Annotated in this window: 16 protein-coding genes and 2 tRNA genes; 7 read left to right on the top strand and 11 right to left on the bottom strand. The window is 65.1% G+C overall.

The window, feature by feature from the left end; all coding sequences use genetic code 11:
- The first annotated feature begins 299 nt into the window (after positions 1-299).
- Complete coding sequence (locus ACIP9X_RS11890; RefSeq protein ID WP_400479947.1) at positions 300-1,430, top strand: endonuclease/exonuclease/phosphatase family protein; 1,131 nt, start codon at positions 300-302, stop codon at positions 1,428-1,430.
- Positions 1,431-1,443: 13 nt separating this feature from the next.
- Here the strand turns inward: ACIP9X_RS11890 and ACIP9X_RS11885 are convergent, their stop codons facing one another.
- Together ACIP9X_RS11885 and ACIP9X_RS11880 are read right to left on the bottom strand one after the other, a co-directional pair.
- Positions 1,444-2,235: an SDR family oxidoreductase gene (locus ACIP9X_RS11885; RefSeq protein WP_400479946.1), complete on the bottom strand. Its 792-nt coding sequence runs from the start codon at positions 2,233-2,235 to the stop codon at positions 1,444-1,446.
- Between the two features lie 46 nt (positions 2,236-2,281).
- Positions 2,282-2,650, bottom strand: a complete 369-nt coding sequence (locus tag ACIP9X_RS11880) for a DUF488 domain-containing protein (protein WP_400479945.1) — start codon at positions 2,648-2,650, stop codon at positions 2,282-2,284.
- A 65-nt stretch (positions 2,651-2,715) separates the two neighbouring features.
- Here ACIP9X_RS11880 and valS point away from each other — a divergent pair, with 65 nt between their 5' ends.
- Positions 2,716-5,337 carry a valine--tRNA ligase gene (valS, locus tag ACIP9X_RS11875; protein ID WP_400479944.1) on the top strand — a complete coding sequence of 874 codons (2,622 nt, stop codon included), beginning with the start codon at positions 2,716-2,718 and terminating at the stop codon, positions 5,335-5,337.
- Between the two features lie 359 nt (positions 5,338-5,696).
- On the opposite strand, the gene ACIP9X_RS11870 is transcribed toward valS, so the two are convergent.
- From ACIP9X_RS11870 to ACIP9X_RS11845, 6 genes are all read right to left on the bottom strand, one after another.
- A complete protein-coding gene (locus ACIP9X_RS11870) occupies positions 5,697-6,311 on the bottom strand; it encodes a DsbA family protein (protein WP_400479943.1) in 615 nt (204 codons plus the stop codon).
- Between the two features lie 85 nt (positions 6,312-6,396).
- Positions 6,397-7,686, bottom strand: a complete 1,290-nt coding sequence (gene clpX / locus ACIP9X_RS11865; RefSeq protein ID WP_400479942.1) for an ATP-dependent Clp protease ATP-binding subunit ClpX — start codon at positions 7,684-7,686, stop codon at positions 6,397-6,399.
- Between the two features lie 185 nt (positions 7,687-7,871).
- A complete protein-coding gene (locus ACIP9X_RS11860) occupies positions 7,872-8,531 on the bottom strand; it encodes an ATP-dependent Clp protease proteolytic subunit (protein WP_205654046.1) in 660 nt (219 codons plus the stop codon).
- A gap of 38 nt (positions 8,532-8,569) precedes the next feature.
- Positions 8,570-9,166: an ATP-dependent Clp protease proteolytic subunit gene (locus ACIP9X_RS11855; RefSeq protein WP_400479941.1), complete on the bottom strand. Its 597-nt coding sequence runs from the start codon at positions 9,164-9,166 to the stop codon at positions 8,570-8,572.
- A 267-nt stretch (positions 9,167-9,433) separates the two neighbouring features.
- Positions 9,434-10,813: a trigger factor gene (gene tig, locus ACIP9X_RS11850; protein ID WP_400479940.1), complete on the bottom strand. Its 1,380-nt coding sequence runs from the start codon at positions 10,811-10,813 to the stop codon at positions 9,434-9,436.
- An 80-nt stretch (positions 10,814-10,893) separates the two neighbouring features.
- A tRNA-Pro gene (locus ACIP9X_RS11845) sits at positions 10,894-10,968 on the bottom strand.
- A 132-nt stretch (positions 10,969-11,100) separates the two neighbouring features.
- Here ACIP9X_RS11845 and ACIP9X_RS11840 point away from each other — a divergent pair.
- Positions 11,101-11,171: transfer RNA gene (locus ACIP9X_RS11840), tRNA-Gly, on the top strand.
- Between the two features lie 119 nt (positions 11,172-11,290).
- Here ACIP9X_RS11840 and ACIP9X_RS11835 read toward each other — a convergent pair.
- From ACIP9X_RS11835 to ACIP9X_RS11825, 3 genes are all read right to left on the bottom strand, one after another.
- On the bottom strand, positions 11,291-12,301 hold the full coding sequence (locus ACIP9X_RS11835; protein WP_400479939.1) for an Fpg/Nei family DNA glycosylase: 1,011 nt from the start codon (positions 12,299-12,301) through the stop codon (positions 11,291-11,293).
- Positions 12,301-12,795 (bottom strand): ribose-5-phosphate isomerase, encoded by a 495-nt coding sequence (locus tag ACIP9X_RS11830; RefSeq protein ID WP_400479938.1) that lies wholly within the window; start codon positions 12,793-12,795, stop codon positions 12,301-12,303. The genes ACIP9X_RS11835 and ACIP9X_RS11830 overlap by 1 nt, the downstream gene beginning before the upstream one ends.
- Before the next feature lie 104 nt (positions 12,796-12,899).
- Complete coding sequence (locus ACIP9X_RS11825; protein WP_400479937.1) at positions 12,900-13,916, bottom strand: hypothetical protein; 1,017 nt, start codon at positions 13,914-13,916, stop codon at positions 12,900-12,902.
- Positions 13,917-14,050: 134 nt separating this feature from the next.
- On the opposite strand from ACIP9X_RS11825, the gene pepN reads away from it, so the two are divergent.
- The 4 genes from pepN (at position 14,051) to ACIP9X_RS11805 (ending at position 18,365) form a co-directional block, all read left to right on the top strand.
- Complete coding sequence (pepN, locus tag ACIP9X_RS11820) at positions 14,051-16,603, top strand: aminopeptidase N (protein WP_400479936.1); 2,553 nt, start codon at positions 14,051-14,053, stop codon at positions 16,601-16,603.
- A 9-nt stretch (positions 16,604-16,612) separates the two neighbouring features.
- The gene (locus ACIP9X_RS11815; protein ID WP_400479935.1) at positions 16,613-17,113 is read left to right on the top strand and encodes an OsmC family protein; all 501 of its coding nucleotides are present in this window, start codon (positions 16,613-16,615) and stop codon (positions 17,111-17,113) included.
- Positions 17,114-17,232: 119 nt separating this feature from the next.
- On the top strand, positions 17,233-17,904 hold the full coding sequence (locus ACIP9X_RS11810; RefSeq protein ID WP_400479934.1) for a mechanosensitive ion channel family protein: 672 nt from the start codon (positions 17,233-17,235) through the stop codon (positions 17,902-17,904).
- A 2-nt stretch (positions 17,905-17,906) separates the two neighbouring features.
- Positions 17,907-18,365, top strand: a complete 459-nt coding sequence (locus ACIP9X_RS11805) for a globin (protein WP_400479933.1) — start codon at positions 17,907-17,909, stop codon at positions 18,363-18,365.
- Positions 18,366-18,379: the final 14 nt, after the last annotated feature.

Here is an 18,379-nt window from a genome sequence, read left to right as displayed (position 1 = left end):
TTCGCCGTCCAACGCGCCGGTACCGCGGTACCACCTCACTTACCGGCGCTGAAGCAGGCTCCCGAAGGAGCTGTTCCGGCACCGGCCGCTCATTGACTGCTGTGACGGGCTTACCCGTCCGGTTCTACTGACCCTGCTGCCTGCATTCCCGATGCGGCAGGGCGTTCTTCCGGAAGCTCGCCGGTGATGGCCGGGTCAAAGCTGCTGGCACCAGTCTAACGGCTGTGGTTCCGGACTCCCTAACCCATGGGCTCCCCTTAGCGGGCCTCCAAGCCCCCGTCATGCCTAGACTCATTCCCATGAACGTTCCCGGCTCCGGACCGGCCCCAGGAGGGCATGCTTCCGCGGGTCCGGCCGCCTCGGAACACGTGTCGTCAAAACACGGGGTCTCGCAGCACGGGATCCCGCAGCGCGGAGCCCGGAAGCATGGTGCTCGGAAACACGGTGGCACGATCGCGTGGCGGCTGTTGGCGATCGCCGTCCTACTGCCCGTTGTCTCCCTTTCGATTCTTCGAGCGGTTCCTGAAACCTGGCCCACCCCGGTGGTCCAGCTTCTGGCTTTCACCCCGTGGCTGGTGGTGCCGGCCGTGCTGGCACTCGGCCTGGCGCTGGCAGGAAGGCGGCTCTGGCTCATTGCCCTGGCCGCCGTGGTGCTGGCCGCCCACCTGTTCTGGCTGTTTCCGCTCGACGCCGGGCGGCCGGTGCCGGATTCCTCTGTCCCTGGCACCCCGATCAAGGTCCTGAATATCAATTCCTACTTTGGTGAAGCCGACGCGGCGGAAATTGTCCGGCTGGTCCGGGAACATGGCGTGGAACTGCTGGCCGTGCAGGAGCACACCCAGGGCTTTGAAGACCGGCTTCTGGCTGAGGGGCTCGAGCGCCTGCTCCCTCACAAACTCAGCAACCCCAGGGACGACGCGTCGGGCAGCGCGCTCTTTTCGGCCCACCCGATGGAGGCCACGGGAATCCTGCCGGACACGCCCTTCGGGATGCCGACCGTCCGGCTCACCATTGGAAAGGGGGAGGCCGCCAGCGTCCTCGAGGTCACCAATGTCCATGTGTTTCCTCCGGTGGCCGGCCGCGCGGCTCAGTGGCGAAGCGACCTTGCAGCACTGGGGCGGCTGGCTGCGGCGGGAACCGCCGGCGCACACCGCCTGCTGATCGGCGACTTCAACGCCACCTTCGACCACGCCGAGTTCCGCGCGGTGCTCGACGGCGTTGCGGACCGGAAGCTGGTGGATGTGGGAACCGCCGCGGGCCGGCGGCTGCTCCCCACCTGGCCGATGGACGGCCTGCCGCTGCCGGGAATCGCCATCGACCACCTCGTCACGAGCCCCCGGATCGCGAGCTCCGGTTATGCCGTGCACCGGGTTCCGGGCACCGACCGTGCCGCCGTCATGGCCACCTTGGAAATCCCGGCCAGAGGTTAGGCAGTACCCTCCGTCAGCCCTGCTTGCGGATGAGCTTGTGGTTTGCCGCCTGCGCGACGGGCCGGATGACGATCTGGTCCAGGTTCACATGGTGCGGGGCACAGACCGCATAGCGCACCACATCGGCCACGTCCTCGGCGGTGAGCGGCTTTTCCACTCCCTGGTAGACCTTCTCGGCGGCCTGCGCGTCGCCGAGGCGTCTCAGGGCGAATTCCTCGGTCTGCACCAGCCCGGGCGCAACCTCGATCACGCGGACGTTGTTTTCGACTTCCTCGAGCCGGAGCGCATTTGTTATGGCGTGCTGGGCGAACTTCGCGGCGTTGTAACCGGCGCCGCCCTCGTAGGCCACGAGCCCGGCCGTGGAGGTCAGGTTCAGCACGGTCCCCTCGCCGTGTTCGCGCAGCATGGGCAGGAACGCGCGCGTAAGTTTCATGGTGCCGAGGACGTTCACGCGGTACATCCATTCCCAGTCGTCCGTCTGGGCCTGCGCCACGGGATCCGCCCCGCGGGCGCCGCCGGCGATGTTGATGAGAGTGTCGATCCCGCCGCCGGCGGTCACCTCGGCCAGGATCCGCGCGACGTCCCCGTCCTCGGCGATGTCGCCCGGAATACTGACGGCGCCCGTCTCGGCTTCCAGCGCGGCCAGCCGTTCCTGCCGCCGGGCCACGGCGTAGACCGTCCAGCCTTCGCCCCTCAGGGCACGGACAGTCGCTTCCCCGATGCCGGTGCTCGCGCCGGTAACTACAGCCGCCTTAGTGTTCGGTGCTTCTGCGTTCGATGCCCCTGTGTTCGATGCCTCAGTCATGGCACCACCCTAGCGGCTCGGTAGCGGCGCCCTGCCTAGGGCGTCCCTAGGACGTCATCTTCTGGAGGTAGTCCTGCAGGACCCGGGCGTGGTTGACCTCGGGGTCCTTGGCGCCGTACAGCAGCGTCACCCTCGGATGCTTGGCCGCCAGCTCCAGCAGCTGCCCCACCGCCGGGTTCTGCTCCAGCTCCGCTTCATACTGCGCACGGAAGTCGGCAAACCGCTCCTGCATATGGGCGAATTCCTGCCTCAGGGGCGGCGACGGCGCAACTTCCTTGAGCCACAGTTCGAGGCTCGCGCGTTCTTTGCTGACGCCGCGCGGCCAGAGCCTGTCCACCAAAACCCGGCAGCCGTCGTCGTCCGCGGGCTCGTCATAGATGCGCTTGACCACAAAGGAAGCGCCTGCTTTCTTCATAGGCGCATGCTACTGCACAGCAGCCGCTGCAAAACCGCACCAGTGGGTCATGAAACAATTGCTCCATGGCTGAAGCAAATCAGGGTACAGACACGCCCACCACCGCCCCTATCAACGTTCCGGACAAGCCCGCCCTCGAAGGGCTCGAAGCTGCCCTGACGCAGCGCTGGCTCGAAGAAGGGACCTACAGGTTCAACCGGGAGACTACGCGGGAGCAGGTCTACTCGATCGACACTCCCCCGCCGACTGCATCCGGTTCGCTGCACGTGGGCCACATGTTCTCGTTCACCCACACGGACGTGCAGGCCCGCTACATGCGGATGACCGGAAAGAACGTCTTCTACCCCATGGGCTGGGACGACAACGGGCTGCCCACCGAGCGCCGCGTCCAGAACTACTACGGTGTCCGCTGCGATCCGGCCATCCCCTACAACCCTGACTACCAGCCGCCGGCACAGCCCGCGAAGAACCAGCGCGATTTCGACGTCGTCTCCCGCCAGAACTTCATCGAACTGTGCGAGGAGCTCGCCGTCGAGGACGAAAAGGTCTTCGAGAACCTCTTCCAGACGCTCGGCCTGTCCGTGGACTGGAACCTGACCTACCGCACCATCGACGACACCTCCCGCGCCGTATCCCAGCGCGCCTTCCTCGCCAACCTCGCCGCCGGCGACGCCTACATGGCTGAAGCCCCCACGCTGTGGGACGTCACGTTCCGCACCGCCGTTGCGCAGGCCGAACTCGAGGACCGGGAAGTGCCCGGCGCGTACTACCGCTACCCGTTCTTCACCGCCGAGGGCGAGAAGATCTTCATCGAGACCACCCGTCCCGAACTGCTCGCCGCGTGCGCTGCGCTGGTGGCAAACCCCGACGACGAGCGCTACCAGCCGCTGTTCGGCAAGACCGTCAAGTCCCCCCTGTTCGACGTCGAGCTGGAGGTCAAGGCCCACCCGCTGGCCAAGGCGGACAAGGGCTCCGGCATCGCCATGGTCTGCACCTTCGGCGACCTGACCGACGTCACCTGGTGGCGCGAGCTTCAGCTGCCCACCCGGGCCATCGTGGGACGCGACGGCAGGATCCTCGCCGACACCCCGGAGTGGATCACCACCGAGGCAGGCCGCGAGGCGTACGCCGCCATCGCCGGCAAGACGGTCTTTTCCGCCAAGGAGGCAGTGGTGGAGCTGCTGACGGCGGCCGACCTGCTGGACGGCGAGCCCAAGAAGATCACCCACCCCGTGAACTTCTTCGAAAAAGGCGACAAGCCGCTCGAGGTTGTCACCTCCCGCCAGTGGTACATCCGCAACGGTGGGCGCGACGAGGACCGCCGCGAACGCCTGATCGGCCGCGGCCACGAGATCGATTTCCACCCGTCCTTCATGCGCTCCCGTTACGAGAACTGGATCGCGGGCCTGAACGGTGACTGGCTGGTTTCCCGCCAGCGGTTCTTCGGTGTCCCGATCCCGGTCTGGTACCCGCTGGACGCCCAGGGCAACCCCGACTACGACTCCCCCATCCTGCCCTCCGACGAGCAGCTGCCGGTGGACCCGGCCGCTGACGCGGCACCGGGCTTCGACGAGGCGCAGCGTGACCAGCCCAACGGGTTCACCGGTGACGCGGACGTGCTCGACACGTGGGCCACGTCCTCCCTGACGCCGCAGATCGTGGGCGGCTGGAGCCGTGACGAGGACCTGTTCAGCAAGGTCTTTCCGTTTGACCTCCGCCCGCAGGGCCACGACATCATCCGGACCTGGCTCTTCTCCTCCGCAGTACGGGCCGATGCCCTGCAGGAGACCGCGCCGTGGAAGCACGCGGCCATCTCCGGCTGGATCCTGGACCCGGACCGCAAGAAGATGTCCAAGTCCAAGGGCAACGTGGTGGTCCCCACCGACGTCCTGAACGAGTATGGCTCCGACGCCGTCCGCTACTGGGCGGCTTCCGCCAAGCTCGGTGCAGACACCGCGTACGAGATCGCGCAGATGAAGATCGGCCGGCGTCTGGCCATCAAACTGCTGAACGCCTCGAAGTTCGTCCTGAACCTGGGAGCCACGGAGAACTCGGTGGTCACGGCCGACCTCGCAGCCGTGACCAACCCCCTGGACCGCGCCCTCCTGGCCCAGCTGTCCGACGTCGTGGCCCAGGCCACCAAGGCGTTCGACAACTACGACTACGCCCGGGCGCTGCAGATCAGCGAGTCCTTCTTCTGGCAGTTCACCGACGACTACGTGGAACTCATCAAGGACCGCGCGTACGGCGCTGCCGGCGCCTCCGAGCAGGCCTCCGTGCTGGCTGCTCTCGCCACCACCCTGGATGCGCTGCTGCGGCTCTTCGCACCGTTCCTGCCGTTCGCCACCGAGGAAGTCTGGAGCTGGTGGCGCACGGGTTCCGTGCACCGCGCCGCATGGCCGGCGCCGCTGGAGATCACCGACGGCGACACCGCCATGCTGGGCACCGTGGGCACCGCACTCAGCGGCATCCGCAAGGCAAAGTCGGAAGCCAAGGTCAAGCAGCGCACCGAGGTCCTGTCGGCGACGATCGCTGCGCCCGAGGCGCTGGTTGCCCAGCTGCAGGCCGGTCTCAACGACCTCAAGGCTGCGGCGAACGCCCGGGAGATCACGCTCGAGAGCAGCGCCGGCGAACTGGCGGTCAGCGACGTGGTGCTGGTTCCCGCAGAGGAGCCTGCCCAGGCCTGACGTTCCACGTCTGTTTTTGGGCAGGTTTTTGGGCAAAGGGGAAGCCCCATCAGCGTTTTGCCGTTGGTGGGGCTTCGACTTTTCGGCTGTCTGGTGACATCTTTGACAGTCTGGCAAGATCCTCGGAAATTTCAGGTCTTCCTACCTTGTCACAGGTAGCCTGCTTCTAACTTTGCCGAAGGCTGCGTTAGATGCATGTCACTGAATCTTTGGTTCTTGCGTCCCTCTTCTTTCGAAGTGGGTAAGAACTATTGTTGTCCTCCCCCTGGGGATGCGCAAGAGCCCCGGACGAACTACTGTGTTGTAGTTTGCCGGGGCTCATATGGGCCTTGGTAACGCCCTTGGACACAGGGCCCGAATCAGTCGAAGGCGGGGCTTTCGGTGCGGCTGCGCTTGATCTCGAAGAAGTGCGGGTAGGACGCCAGCGTCACGGACGCATCCCACAGCCGGCCGGCTTCCTCGCCGCGCGGGATCCGGGTAAGCACGGGGCCGAAGAAGGCAGTGCCGTTGAAGGCCACCACGGGGGTTCCGACGTCCTGGCCCACCAGGGAGATCCCCTGCTCGTGGCTCGCACGGAGCTGGGCGTCGAACTCGTCGGACTGCGCCACCTGGGCCAGCTCCGCGGGAAGGCCGCACTCGGCGAGTGCCTTGTTGATGACGATCGAGAAGTCCATTTCGCCGCCGTCGTGGATCTGGGTGCCCATGGCGTCGTACAGGGGCTTGACCACGTGGTCGCCGTGCTGTTCCTGGGCCGCGATGATGACGCGGACCGGGCCCCATGCCTTATCCATAGCTTCGCGGTATGCGGGTTCGAGTTCCCGGCCCTCGTTCAGCACGGAAAGGCTCATGACATGCCACTCTGTGGAGATGTCGCGGACACCTTCCACTTCTCCGATCCAGCGCGAGGTAATCCAGGCGAAGGGGCACAGGGGGTCGAACCAGAAATCTGCCTTGTTGGCGACGGTTTCAGACACAGCGAATCTCCTCGAAATAGTCGTCAGGGCGTGGCGTGCTCGGCACACCTGTAGTGCCGGGGCACTCCAGAGGCACAGCGGAGTACTAGGCGGATTTATTCCGCCGCTTGGCCACGACGTCGTGCGCGATCATCGTGGGCTGCGCCTTCTTGGCCACGACGTCTGCCGTGATCACCACGCTCGCGATGTCGTCACGGCTGGGCAGGTCGAACATCACCGGAAGGAGGACTTCCTCCATGATGGCGCGGAGGCCGCGGGCGCCGGTGCCGCGTTCGAGCGCCTGGTCGGCAATCAGGTTCAGTGCGGCGTCGTCGAACACAAGTTCCACGCCGTCGAGCTGGAACATCTTCTGGTACTGCTTCACCAGGGCGTTCTTGGGGGTCGACAGAATCTGGATCAGTGCCGACCGGTCAAGGTTGGAAACCGTGGTGATTACCGGGAGACGCCCGATGAACTCGGGGATGAGGCCGAACTTGAGCAGGTCCTCAGGCATGACCTCGCCGTAGGAGTCTGTGTTGTTCTTGACTTCGTTCAGCGGCGCACCGAAGCCGATGCCCTTGCGTCCTGACCGGGAACCGATAATCTCCTCGAGGCCGGCGAATGCTCCAGCCACGATGAACAGCACGTTGGTGGTATCGATCTGGATGAATTCCTGGTGCGGGTGCTTGCGCCCGCCCTGCGGCGGCACGGACGCCACGGTGCCCTCAAGGATCTTCAGCAGCGCCTGCTGCACGCCTTCACCGGAAACGTCACGGGTGATGGAGGGGTTTTCGCTCTTGCGGGAGATCTTGTCGATCTCATCAATGTAGATGATGCCCTGCTCGGCCTTCTTGACGTCGTAATCCGCCGCCTGGATGAGCTTGAGCAGGATGTTTTCGACGTCCTCGCCAACGTAGCCGGCTTCTGTGAGGGCGGTCGCGTCGGCGACGGCGAAAGGGACGTTGAGCCGGCGCGCGAGAGTCTGTGCCAGGTAGGTCTTGCCGCATCCGGTCGGGCCGATCAAGAGGATGTTGGACTTCGAGATTTCGACGTCGTCGTGGTGGACGCCGTCAGCCAGGCTGCCGCTCTTGGGTGCGTGGCCTGCCTGGATCCGCTTGTAGTGGTTGTACACAGCGACGGCGAGGGACCGCTTGGCGGGCTCCTGGCCGATGACGTATTCCTGCAGGAAGTCAAAGATCTCGCGGGGCTTGGGCAGCTCAAAACTGCCCAGATCGGCTACTTCCGCGAGTTCTTCTTCGATGATCTCGTTGCAGAGTTCAATGCACTCGTCGCAGATATAGACGCCGGGCCCGGCAATGAGCTTGCGCACCTGCTTCTGGCTCTTGCCGCAGAAAGAGCACTTGAGCAGATCCGTGCTCTCGCCAATCCGAGCCATATGTGAACCCCTTAGTATCTTGCTGCGAGTGCAGCTCTGCACCGGTTGTTTGAATCACGGCCATCGAATCGTCATCCGGCCGTGATTACATCCACTCTAGGTCACATTCGGCCTGAGAGGTGGAAACCGGCCGCCGGTGCGCTTTAAAAACTCCAAACCGCACCCGGCGCCGGGGACCTCAGCTGCTACCTGGCAATCGCCTGAGGCTTGATCTTCCGCGAATCCAGCACCTGGTCAATGAGGCCGTAGCTCTGGGCCTCTGCCGCGGTGAGGATCTTGTCTCGCTCGATGTCGTTGTTGACCTGCTCCGGCGTCCGGCCGGAGTGCTTGGCCAGCGTGTCCTCCAGCCAGGAGCGCATCCGCATGACCTCGGCGGCCTGGATTTCCAGGTCGGATGCCTGGCCTCCCTGGCCACCGGACAGCGACGGCTGGTGGATCAGCACGCGGGCGTTGGGCAGCGCAAGCCGCTTTCCGGGCGTTCCTGCCGCGAGCAGGACAGCCGCGGCGCTGGCAGCCTGGCCGAGGCAGACGGTCTGGATCTCCGGGCGGATGTACGTCATGGTGTCGTAGATCGCCGTCATGGCGGTGAACGAACCGCCCGGGGAGTTGATGTACAGGGTGATGTCACGGTCCGGGTCCGTGGATTCCAGGACCAGCAGCTGGGCCATGACGTCATCGGCGGAAGCGTCATCCACCTGGACGCCGAGGAAGATGATGCGGTCCTCGAAAAGCTTCGTGTAGGGATCCTGGCGCTTGAAGCCGTATGGCGTGCGCTCTTCGAACTGCGGCAGCACATAGCGGCTGGTCGGCAGGTTGCCGGCAGTCGAGCCGAAATTGTAGTTCATGATGTTTACTCCTGGATTCAGTTCGCTGTGCGTGCCGGTTAGTTCTGGGCCGTGCCGCCGCCGCCGGAAACTGAGCCGGCGTGTGCGGAGATCTTGTCGAAGAAGCCGTATTCCAGCGCTTCAGTTGCCGTGAACCACTTGTCACGGTCATTGTCCTTCAGGATGGTGTCCACCGTCTGGCCGGTCTGCTCGGCGGTCAGTTCGGCCATGACCTTCTTCATGTGCAGGATCAGTTCCGCCTGGATCTTGATGTCGGAGGCGGTGCCGCCGATGCCGCCCGAGGGCTGGTGCATCAGGATACGCGCGTTCGGGGTGGCGTAGCGCTTCCCCTTCGTTCCGGAGGACAGCAGGAACTGGCCCATGGAGGCAGCAAGTCCGGTGGCGACGGTGACGACGTCGTTGGGGATGAACTGCATGGTGTCGTAGATGGCCATGCCTGCCGTTACGGAACCGCCGGGCGAGTTGATGTACAGGTAGATGTCCTTGTTTGGGTCCTCAGCGGACAGGAGCAGCAGCTGCGAGCAAATAGCGTTTGCGTTCTCATCGCGGACCTCGGAGCCAAGCCAGATGATGCGCTCTTTCAGCAGTCGGTTGTAGATGTAGTTGTCCTGGGCTGCCGGATCGACAGTTGCCATGCGGGGTGCCCCTGCTTGCTGTGACATATGTACTTACCTCTCGCTGGTGACGGTGACATCACTGAACTTCACTACTTGGACACTAACCGCTTTCACCGACGATTTGTTCGTCGAAATCGCGCTGTTCGCTGTCGGCGCACGATGACCCGTGCGTGCTGCGAAGCCCTCTTTTCCGATGCGCCCGGGTTAAGCGGAGCGGCCCCCGGATCAGTGATCCGGGGGCCGCTTTTCGGCTGTTGCGACGCTGGCGTCAGGCGCCGTCAGCCGTTAGAACTTTGCGGCTGCGGGATCGTCGCTAGGAGCGATCTCGGCGGCCTCTTCAGCCTCTTCGGCTTCGGCAGGAGCTTCTTCCTGGCCGGCGGGGCGGACGAAGTCGCTCAGGTCAACCTTGTTGCCCTCGGTGTCAGTGACCTCGGCCTGGCCGAGGACGACGGCCAGCGCCTTGCGGCGGCGGACCTCGGAAACCATCATGGGGACCTGGCCGCTCTGATCGATGATCTGGGCGAACTGGTTCGGGTCCATGCCGTACTGGCTGGCGGTGGTGACGATGTAGTCGATCAGCTCGTTCTGGCTGACGCCCACTTCTTCCTTCTCGGCGATGGCGTCGAGGATGATCTCGTTCTGGAAGGCACGCTCCGTGTTGGCCTTGACCTCGGCGCGGTGCTCCTCGGTGTCGTGCTCTCCCTCGCCGTGCGAGTTCTCAGCCGTAAAGTGCTGCTCAAGCTGCTCCTCGACGACCGATTCCGGAACAGGAACCTCGACGAGCTCCACGAGCTTGTCCAGGACCTTGTCGCGGGCTTCGACGCCCTGCTCGACGACCTTGGAGTCGGCTGCCTGCTTGGCGAGGTCCTCGCGCAGTTCGGCGAGGGTGTCGAATTCGGAGGCCAGCTGGGCGAAGTCGTCGTTGGCTTCAGGGAGTTCGCGCTCCTTGACGGCCTTCACCGCTACCTTGACCTGGGCGCCCTGACCGGCGTGGTCACCGCCGACGAGGGTGGTGTCGAAGATGGCGTCTTCCTCGGCGCTCAGGCCGGTGACTGCCTCGTCCAGGCCCTCAAGCATGGTGCCGGATCCGACCTGGTAGGACAGGCCCGATGCGGAATCGACCTCGGCGCCGTCGATGGAGGCGGTGATGTCGATGGTCAGGAAGTCACCGTCGGCTGCCGGGCGGTCCACGGACTTCAGCGTGCCGAAGCGGCCGCGCAGTTCATCCAGGGCCTTGTCGACGTCAGCTTCAGAGGATGCGGCGGCAGCCACCTCGACCTTGATGCCCGCATAGTCCGGGAGTTCGATCTCGGGACGGACGTCGACCTCGGCGTGGAACTTCAGTTCGCCGTCAGTGGCGGTGGGGTCCGGAACCTCGGTGATTTCAACCTCGGGACGGCTCAGCGGACGGATGCCGGATTCCTGCACGGCAGCCTGGTACCAGCCGTTGAGGCCCTCGTTGATGGCGGTCTCCAGAACGTAGCCGCGGCCAACACGCTGGTCGATCAGCTTGGCGGGAACCTTGCCCTTACGGAAGCCAGGGACCTGGATCTGAGAAGCAACAGTCTTGTATGCCTCATCGATGCTGGGCTTCAATTCCTCAAAGGGGACCTCAACATTGAGCTTGACCCGCGTGGGGGTGAGGTTCTCGACAGCGCTCTTCACGGTCTAAGTACTCCTGGTTTGGTTGGATGATGTTCTGCAAACGCGATTTTCTGCCCAAGCCATCGGCCTAGGCCGCAGAGTCGGGGTGACAGGATTTGAACCTGCGACTTCCTGCTCCCAAAGCAGGTGCTCTAGCCAAGCTGAGCTACACCCCGTAACGCACAGGACAGTCTACGTTCATACCTGCCGGCTTTGCACATTTGACACCGGGGGGATGAATTAGGTTTAGTTGTATCCGGCTTGAACAGCCAGCCTGAAGATGTGCAGCGGAAACGCTGACTTCCCTCGGGGACGTAGCTTAATGGTAAAGCCTCAGTCTTCCAAACTGATTACGCGGGTTCGATTCCCGTCGTCCCCTCTGCGCAAGGGCCCCTCGGTGAGGGGCCCTTTTTCGTTCCTGCTTTTCTGCCTGCGCATCTGCAGCAATCCAACATCTGCGGCAATCCAGGTTGGGCAAGCACCGAAATTGTTACGGGATCAGGACTGCTGGCATGCCGGGCACCAGTACAGCTTGCGGCCGGAGTGCCCGGCCAATTCCACGGGTGTGCCGCAGACGCGGCAGGGCTGTCCATGGCGCCGGTACACAAAATGCGCTTCCTCATTCGGCGGCAGCGAGCCCTGATCACTCCAGTAGCCCGGCGTCGTGGTGATGATCCGGCCGTCGCGGACGCCGTCGGCCATCACCGCAGCGGTGTCGTCCCAGAGGCGTGCGGCATCGTCCGCGGAGAGCGCCCGGCCGGGCAGCAGCGGATCGATCCGCTGCCGGAACAGCACTTCAGCGCGGTAGACATTTCCGACGCCGGCAATCACCTTCTGGTCCATCAGCAGCGTCGCGACGGGGGTTCTTCGTGTGATGACCCGGTTGACGAAGTCCTCGCGGCCGCCGTGGCCATCCTGGGCAGGACCCGTGATGGGGGCAAAACCCGAACCGGAGACCGAAATGGCGAGCGGCGCTGAACTGTGCAGCGGATCCGGTCCCAGCCTCCGCAGTACAGCCGCAGCTTCCGCTTCCGTAATCGCGGCGCAGGTGGTGGCGCCGCGCAGGTCTGCCCAACCGTGGTTGCTGGCCAGGCGCACCCGCACCGCTCCCACCGGTTCCGGCGGGCCCGTATAGACAGGAGCATCTGCAGAGGCAGGCGCATCCGCGGAGGCAGCCTCAGGGGACACAGCGGAGGCGGGCGTCTCGCGGGGTACTTCCCGCTCCCCCACGCGGCGCGGCGCCCCGATGCTGGATGCCCCGTTGAATTCACGGTCGCCGCCGAAGTCCCATGCCCCGTACAGGCCGAGGTGGACGTGGAGCACAAGGCTGTGCTCGAAGCGCAGGAACAGGTGCTTGCCGTGAGCGTCCGAGCGCACCAGCGTGTGGCCGTCCAGCAAGGCCGCACCGGCGGAGAAGCGGCCCTGCGGGCTCGTGACGGCAAGCCGCCGGCCCGCGAACACGTCACGGAACTGGCGGGCGAGCCGGTGGATGGAATGCCCCTCGGGCACTACTCGACGACCTCGCCGGTGGTCTCGTAGGTGGCAATCTTGCCGATGCGGCGGATGTGGCGCTCGTCGTTGCTGAACGGTTCCTGAAGGAAGGCCTCGATGAGTTCCGTCGCTTCCTCGACGCTGTGCTGCCTGCCTCCGACAGCCACCACGTTGGCGTCGTTGTGCTGCCGGGCCAGGACCGCGGTGGAGTGGTTCCAGGCAAGCGCCGCGCGGGCCCCCTTGACCTTGTTCGCGGCGATTTGTTCGCCGTTCCCGGAGCCGCCAAGCACGATGCCCAGGGCATGCAGGCCTGCCTGCTGGTCGGCCACAACGGCGAGCGCCGCATTGATGCAGAACGACGGGTAGTCATCCAGGGCGTCGTATTCCCTGGGTCCGTGGTCCACCACGTCGTAGCCCTTGGCGGACAGATGGCTGACCAGGTGGGCGCTCAGTTCCATCCCGGCGTGGTCAGTGGCGATGTGGACCCGCGGGAACGCAGGGGTTGTGGTCACGGTGGCTTCCGTTCAGTCATGAGCTCCGGGGCGCGGCCGGGCTGTACAGATCAAAATCGACAGCTCCCAGCGTACTAGGTGCGGGTACGGTCATGACGCTGTGTTTACGCGTCGCCCTCGCCCTCGGAGGGAGAACGCCCGTCCTTCCTGGCGCGCGCGGCAATGCGTGTGAGGACTTCGGCGAGGCGGGCGGCCGAGTCGGTATTGCCGCCGCTTACGGCGAGGCGGTGGCCGTCGGTTTTGCGGACGACGACGGCGGGCCCGCTGCTCACCAGTACGGCGGCGGTTCCGCCGTGATTGCGGTAGCCCCAGCCGCCGTAGTCGGCTGCGCGGACGTCTGCGGGGGCTGCTGCCGAGATCGCCTCCGCGGGAACATCCACGACGCGCAGTATGCCGGCAACGAAAACCCGCAGGCCGCTGCGGTCGGCCGTGACGCGGGCGAACAGGAAGGCCGCGCCGAGGATGGCAGCTGCCACCAGCAGGGCACCCAGCCAGGGGACGGCAATCGCGATGAGGGAAGCCGGGAAAAGACTGGCGATTCCGATCATGACGAAGACGGAGCTGCGGGCGTGCACCCACAGCCTGATCGAATCGGTGGCGAGTTCGGGATCAAGCTCCAGCTCCAGGGCCTGCTGCAGCGCCCGGTCGTCCTCGGGTGTCCACTGCTGGTCGGCCTTGAAAACGAATCCCATGATGACGCCGAGCGCGAGGGCCGCGCCGCTGCCGGTGGACAGCACGATGAAGTCGACATGCGATTCCCGGGCGTCAGCCTCGCCCGCCTGCCCCACCAGGCCTGCCGCGAGGACTGTGGTGACAAAGAGGCTTAGAGTGAGCCCGGCGCCCATCATGATCCGCCGCATGACGGTGGGCCGCGAGACCGGCACGGCCTGCAGGAGCACCAGCCAGCCTGCCGCAATGATCATGGCGGCGCCAACCCCCACATAAGCCGCGAAGGGGGCGAAATTGATGCCGCCGCCGTCGTTCCATTGGACCGCCAGCGGGTCCGGGAGGTCAGGGCGCAGCAGCACGGCACTGAGTGCGAAGGCTGCGGCGAGCAGCACGGGAAACCCGATCGCGAAGCGCAGGGCCTTGACGTCCACCGAATCGAGGAACTTTCCCATGCTTTAAAACTACTCCCGCCGGGGCGCCGCCGGGACTGGAAACGCGGTCCCTGCTGCTTGCCAAAGACCGGCCAACTGAAACAATGGCTTCACAGTAACGACCCTCACCCTTTGGAGGCATACCCTTGCCAGGCATGAACCTGACGCGCACTGAAGCGCGCGAACGCGCCGACCTGATCGCCGTCGATTCCTATGACGTCAGCCTGGACCTCACGAGGGGAGAAAACGTCTTCGGCGCCACTACCACCGTCAGGTTCAGCGCCGCGCCGGGTTCCTCCACCTTCATCGACGCCGTCACCGAGACGGTGCACAGCGTGACGCTGAACGGGCGCGAGCTTGATCCGGCGGAGGTTTCCGACGGCATCCGCATCCAGCTGCCGGACCTTGCCGCGCAGAACGAACTCACCGTGGTGGCAGACACGCCCTATATGAACACGGGCGAGGGGCTGCACCGCTTCGTTGATCCGGTGGATGGCGAGGTGTACCTGTACACCCAGTTCGAGGTGCCGGACGCACGCCGCATGTTCGCCGTGTTCGAACAGCCGGACCTCAAGGCCACCTTCACCTTCCGGGTGACGGCCCCGTCACACTGGGATGTCGTCTCCAACTCCCCCACCCCGGTTCCGGTGCAGACTTCCCCCGGGGCCGACGGCGGTGCCCGCTCCGTCTGGGAGTTCCCGCCCACCCCGAGGCTCTCCTCCTACGTGACCGCACTGATCGCCGGCCCCTACCAGTCGGTGCGCAGCGATGTCACCAGCGCCGACGGCCGCGTCATCCCGCTCGGCGTGTTTGCCCGCAAATCGCTGATGCAGTACCTGGACGCAGACAACATCTTCGAGCTCACCCGCCAGGGGTTCGAGTTTTTCGAAGCGCAGTTCGGCTGCCCCTACCCGTTCGAGAAGTACGACCAGCTCTTCGTGCCGGAATTCAACGCCGGCGCGATGGAAAACGCTGGCGCGGTGACCATCCTGGAGGGCTATGTCTTCCGCGGCAAGGTCCCGGAAGCCCAGGTGGAACGCCGGGCCATTACCGTCCTGCACGAACTGGCGCACATGTGGTTCGGCGACCTGGTGACCATGCGCTGGTGGAATGACCTGTGGCTCAACGAGTCCTTCGCCGAGTACATGTCCCACCTCGCCGCCGTGGAAAACACCAAGTTCCAGAGCGCCTGGACCACCTTCGCCTCCGTCGAGAAATCCTGGGCCTACCGCCAGGACCAGCTCCCCACCACGCACCCGATCTTTGCCGACATCGACGATCTCCACGACGTGGAGGTCAACTTCGACGGCATCACCTACGCCAAGGGCGCATCGGTACTGCGCCAGCTTGTGGCGTGGGTTGGTTCCGAGGAGTTCATGGCCGGGGTCCGGGAATACTTCGGCAAGCATGCCTGGGGCAACACGGAACTGGCGGACCTCATGGCGGAACTGGAGAAAGCCAGCGGCCGCGATCTGGACCAGTGGGGCCGGCTTTGGCTCGAAACGGCCGGAGTCAACACGCTGCAGCCGGAGCTGGCGGTGGATGCCGACGGCACCATCACGGACTTTGCCATCCTGCAGTCCGCCATCGCCGAACAGCCCACCCTGCGCCCGCACCGCCTCGCCGTCGGGTTCTACGACGTCACTGACGAAGGAAGGCTGGAGCGCACGCACCGTGAGGAGCTCGACGTCGACGGCGAACGCACCGCGGTGCCTGCCCTCGCCGGCCTGCGGCAGCCGGACCTGATCCTGCTCAACGACGACGACCTCGCCTACGCCAAGGTCCGGCTCGACGGGAAGTCCCTGGCCACCGCCACGGCACACCTTAAGGACTTCAGGGAAAGCCTGCCCCGCACGCTCGTCTGGGGTTCCGCCTGGGACGCAGCCCGCGACGGCGAGACGCCGGCCCGCGGCTACGTGGACCTGATCCTTGCCAACATCGCCGCTGAAAGCGATTCGTCGGTCATCCTGGTCCAGCTGCGCCAGCTGGCCACCACATTGACCTTCTATGTTGCGGAGGAGCACCGCGAAGCCACGAACGTGTCGGCCGCGGACCGGCTCTGGGACCTGGCTGCTGCCGTGCCGGGCGGTTCCGACGCGCAGCTGCAGTTCGTGAAGTCGTACGCCCTGCTGGCACGGAGCGAGCAGCAGCTGGACACCATCGCCGGGCTGCTGGACGGTTCCGCCACACTCCCCGGCCTGACGGTGGACCAGGACCTGCGCTGGGAGCTCGTGGCGTCCCTCGTGGTGGGCGGGCGGATCGGACAGGAACAGATCGACGCCGAACTGGAAAAGGACAACACCTCCAACGGGCAGAATGCTGCGGCGCTGGCCACGGCAGCCATTCCCACGCCCGAGGCGAAGGCAGCGGCCTGGGACTCGATTGTTGTCAAGGGCGACCTCTCCAACGCCATCCAGGCTTCGGCCGTCGCCGGGTTCACGCGCGTGCTGGACACCGCACTGCTGGAGCCGTACTCGGAAAAGTACTTCCAGGCGGTACCCGGGATCGTCGCGGAGCGGACCCACGCGCTTGCCCAGCAGATCGTCGTCGGGCTCTACCCGGCCCAGCTGACCGCCCAGGCGACCATTGACCGCACCGACGCGTTCCTGGCGGCGCTCCCGGAGGAGAGCGCGGCGCTGCGCCGCATGATGCTCGAAAACCGCGACGCCGTTGCCAGGGCGCTGCGCGCCCGCGCGGCCGATGTCTAAGCTGGCGGTATGGCCTTTGACGAGCATCACTATTCCCTGACTGTTCGCTGGACCGGCAACCTTGGGACGGGCACGTCGTCCTACCGGGACTATTCCCGGGACCACGACATCGAAATCGCGGGGCTGCCGGTCCTCAAAGGTTCAGCTGACCCCACGTTCCACGGCGACCGTTCGCGGTTCAACCCGGAGCAGCTGCTTCTCACGGCGCTCGCGCAGTGCCACATGCTGTCCTTCCTGCATGTGGCCGTGAAGCACGGAGTTGTGGTTGTGTCCTACGAGGACAATGCCGGCGGGATGATGAGGCTCAACAGGGACGGCAGCGGCCAGTTCGAGACCGTGACACTCCGGCCGCACGTGGTGTTGGCTGACCCCGCGCATGTCGCGCTTGCCGAGGAAATGCACCGGCAGGCCAACGCGGTGTGTTTCATCGCCCGCAGCGTAAATTTCCCGGTGTTGCACGTTCCCATTACCACATCCGCGGCAGACCAGCCGCCCGCTCAGTCCGGCTAGGCTTAAGAGGGAACAGAGACCCGCCGCCGCTGCTTCGCAGTCGGAATATGCGGCTGCACCGTCGGAAAGGCGGCTGCGCTACAAGGCCACCCGGTAAGCAACAAGGAGCATCCCTACTGATGTACAGCATGTTTACAACGCCTTCGGCCTCGCTGGAGCCCGCGGGCTTCAACGTCGCCGGAATCGCGATCAGCCTCGGCGCAGGCATTCTCCTGTGGCTGCTGGCAACCTACGTGATCTCCAGGATCACCAAGCGCGTCGCCAGCGGAACAACGCTGTTCAAAAAGCCCCACTTCCGGTGGGTCGCTCCCGCGCTGCGCGCCTTGGACCATGAGCGCCGCGCCCAGCGGGCCAGGACAATCGGGTCGCTGCTGAACAGCGTCGTGGGCGTGGTCCTCGCCGTCATTACCAGCATCTACGTGCTGAAGAACCTCGACGTCGACGTCGCGCCGCTGCTGACCAGCGTGGGTATCTTCGGTATCGCCATCGGTTTCGGTGCCCAGCAGCTGATCCGTGACTTCCTGGCCGGCATCTTCATCACCATCGAGGACCAGTACGGCATCGGCGACATCATCGAGACCAGTGAAGTGGTGGGCGTGGTGGAGTCCATCGGCCTGCGAATCACCCGGGTCCGGGATGAAAACGGAGCCATCTGGTACCTCCGCAACGGCGAAATCCTCCGGGTGGGCAACCGCTCGCAGGGCAATTATGTGGCTCCCGCCGAGGAGCCGGGCGCCGGGCCGCTCGAAGCGGAAGCTCAGCACGGACCGCAGCAAAAGGCCGGAGAATAGCCATGACCCTTCCCACACCATCCGAACCCAACGCGCCGCGGCAGCTGATGCGCAACGATCCGTTCAGCCAGCCCGGGTACACGGACAACTTCTACGACGCCGTGGGCGGCCACGAAACCTTCGTGAAGCTCATCGACGTGTTTTACGACGGCGTGGCGACCGACCCGCTGCTGCGGCCGATGTATCCCGAAGAGGATCTGGGCCCGGCGAAGCGGCGGTTCCTGATGTTCCTGGAGCAATACTGGGGCGGGCCCACCACCTACGGCGAAGAGCGCGGACATCCGCGGCTGCGGATGCGCCACATGCCGTTCCGCGTGACGCCCGCGGCGAAGGACCGCTGGCTGCACCACATGCGTACTGCTGTGGACTCGCTGGAGCTGCCGCCGCTGTACGAAGGCACTCTGTGGGATTACATGGAACGCGCTGCACTTTCCATGGTCAACAGCCCGACGGATTCCTGAGTCCGGGGTAGCCC

Origin of the sequence: Arthrobacter sp. NPDC093125 (genome assembly GCF_044754225.1) — a bacterium.
Taxonomy (GTDB): Bacteria; Actinomycetota; Actinomycetes; order Actinomycetales; family Micrococcaceae; genus Arthrobacter.
The sequence above is the reverse complement of the archived record's forward strand: the minus strand, read 5'-3'. Positions and strand labels throughout refer to the sequence as shown.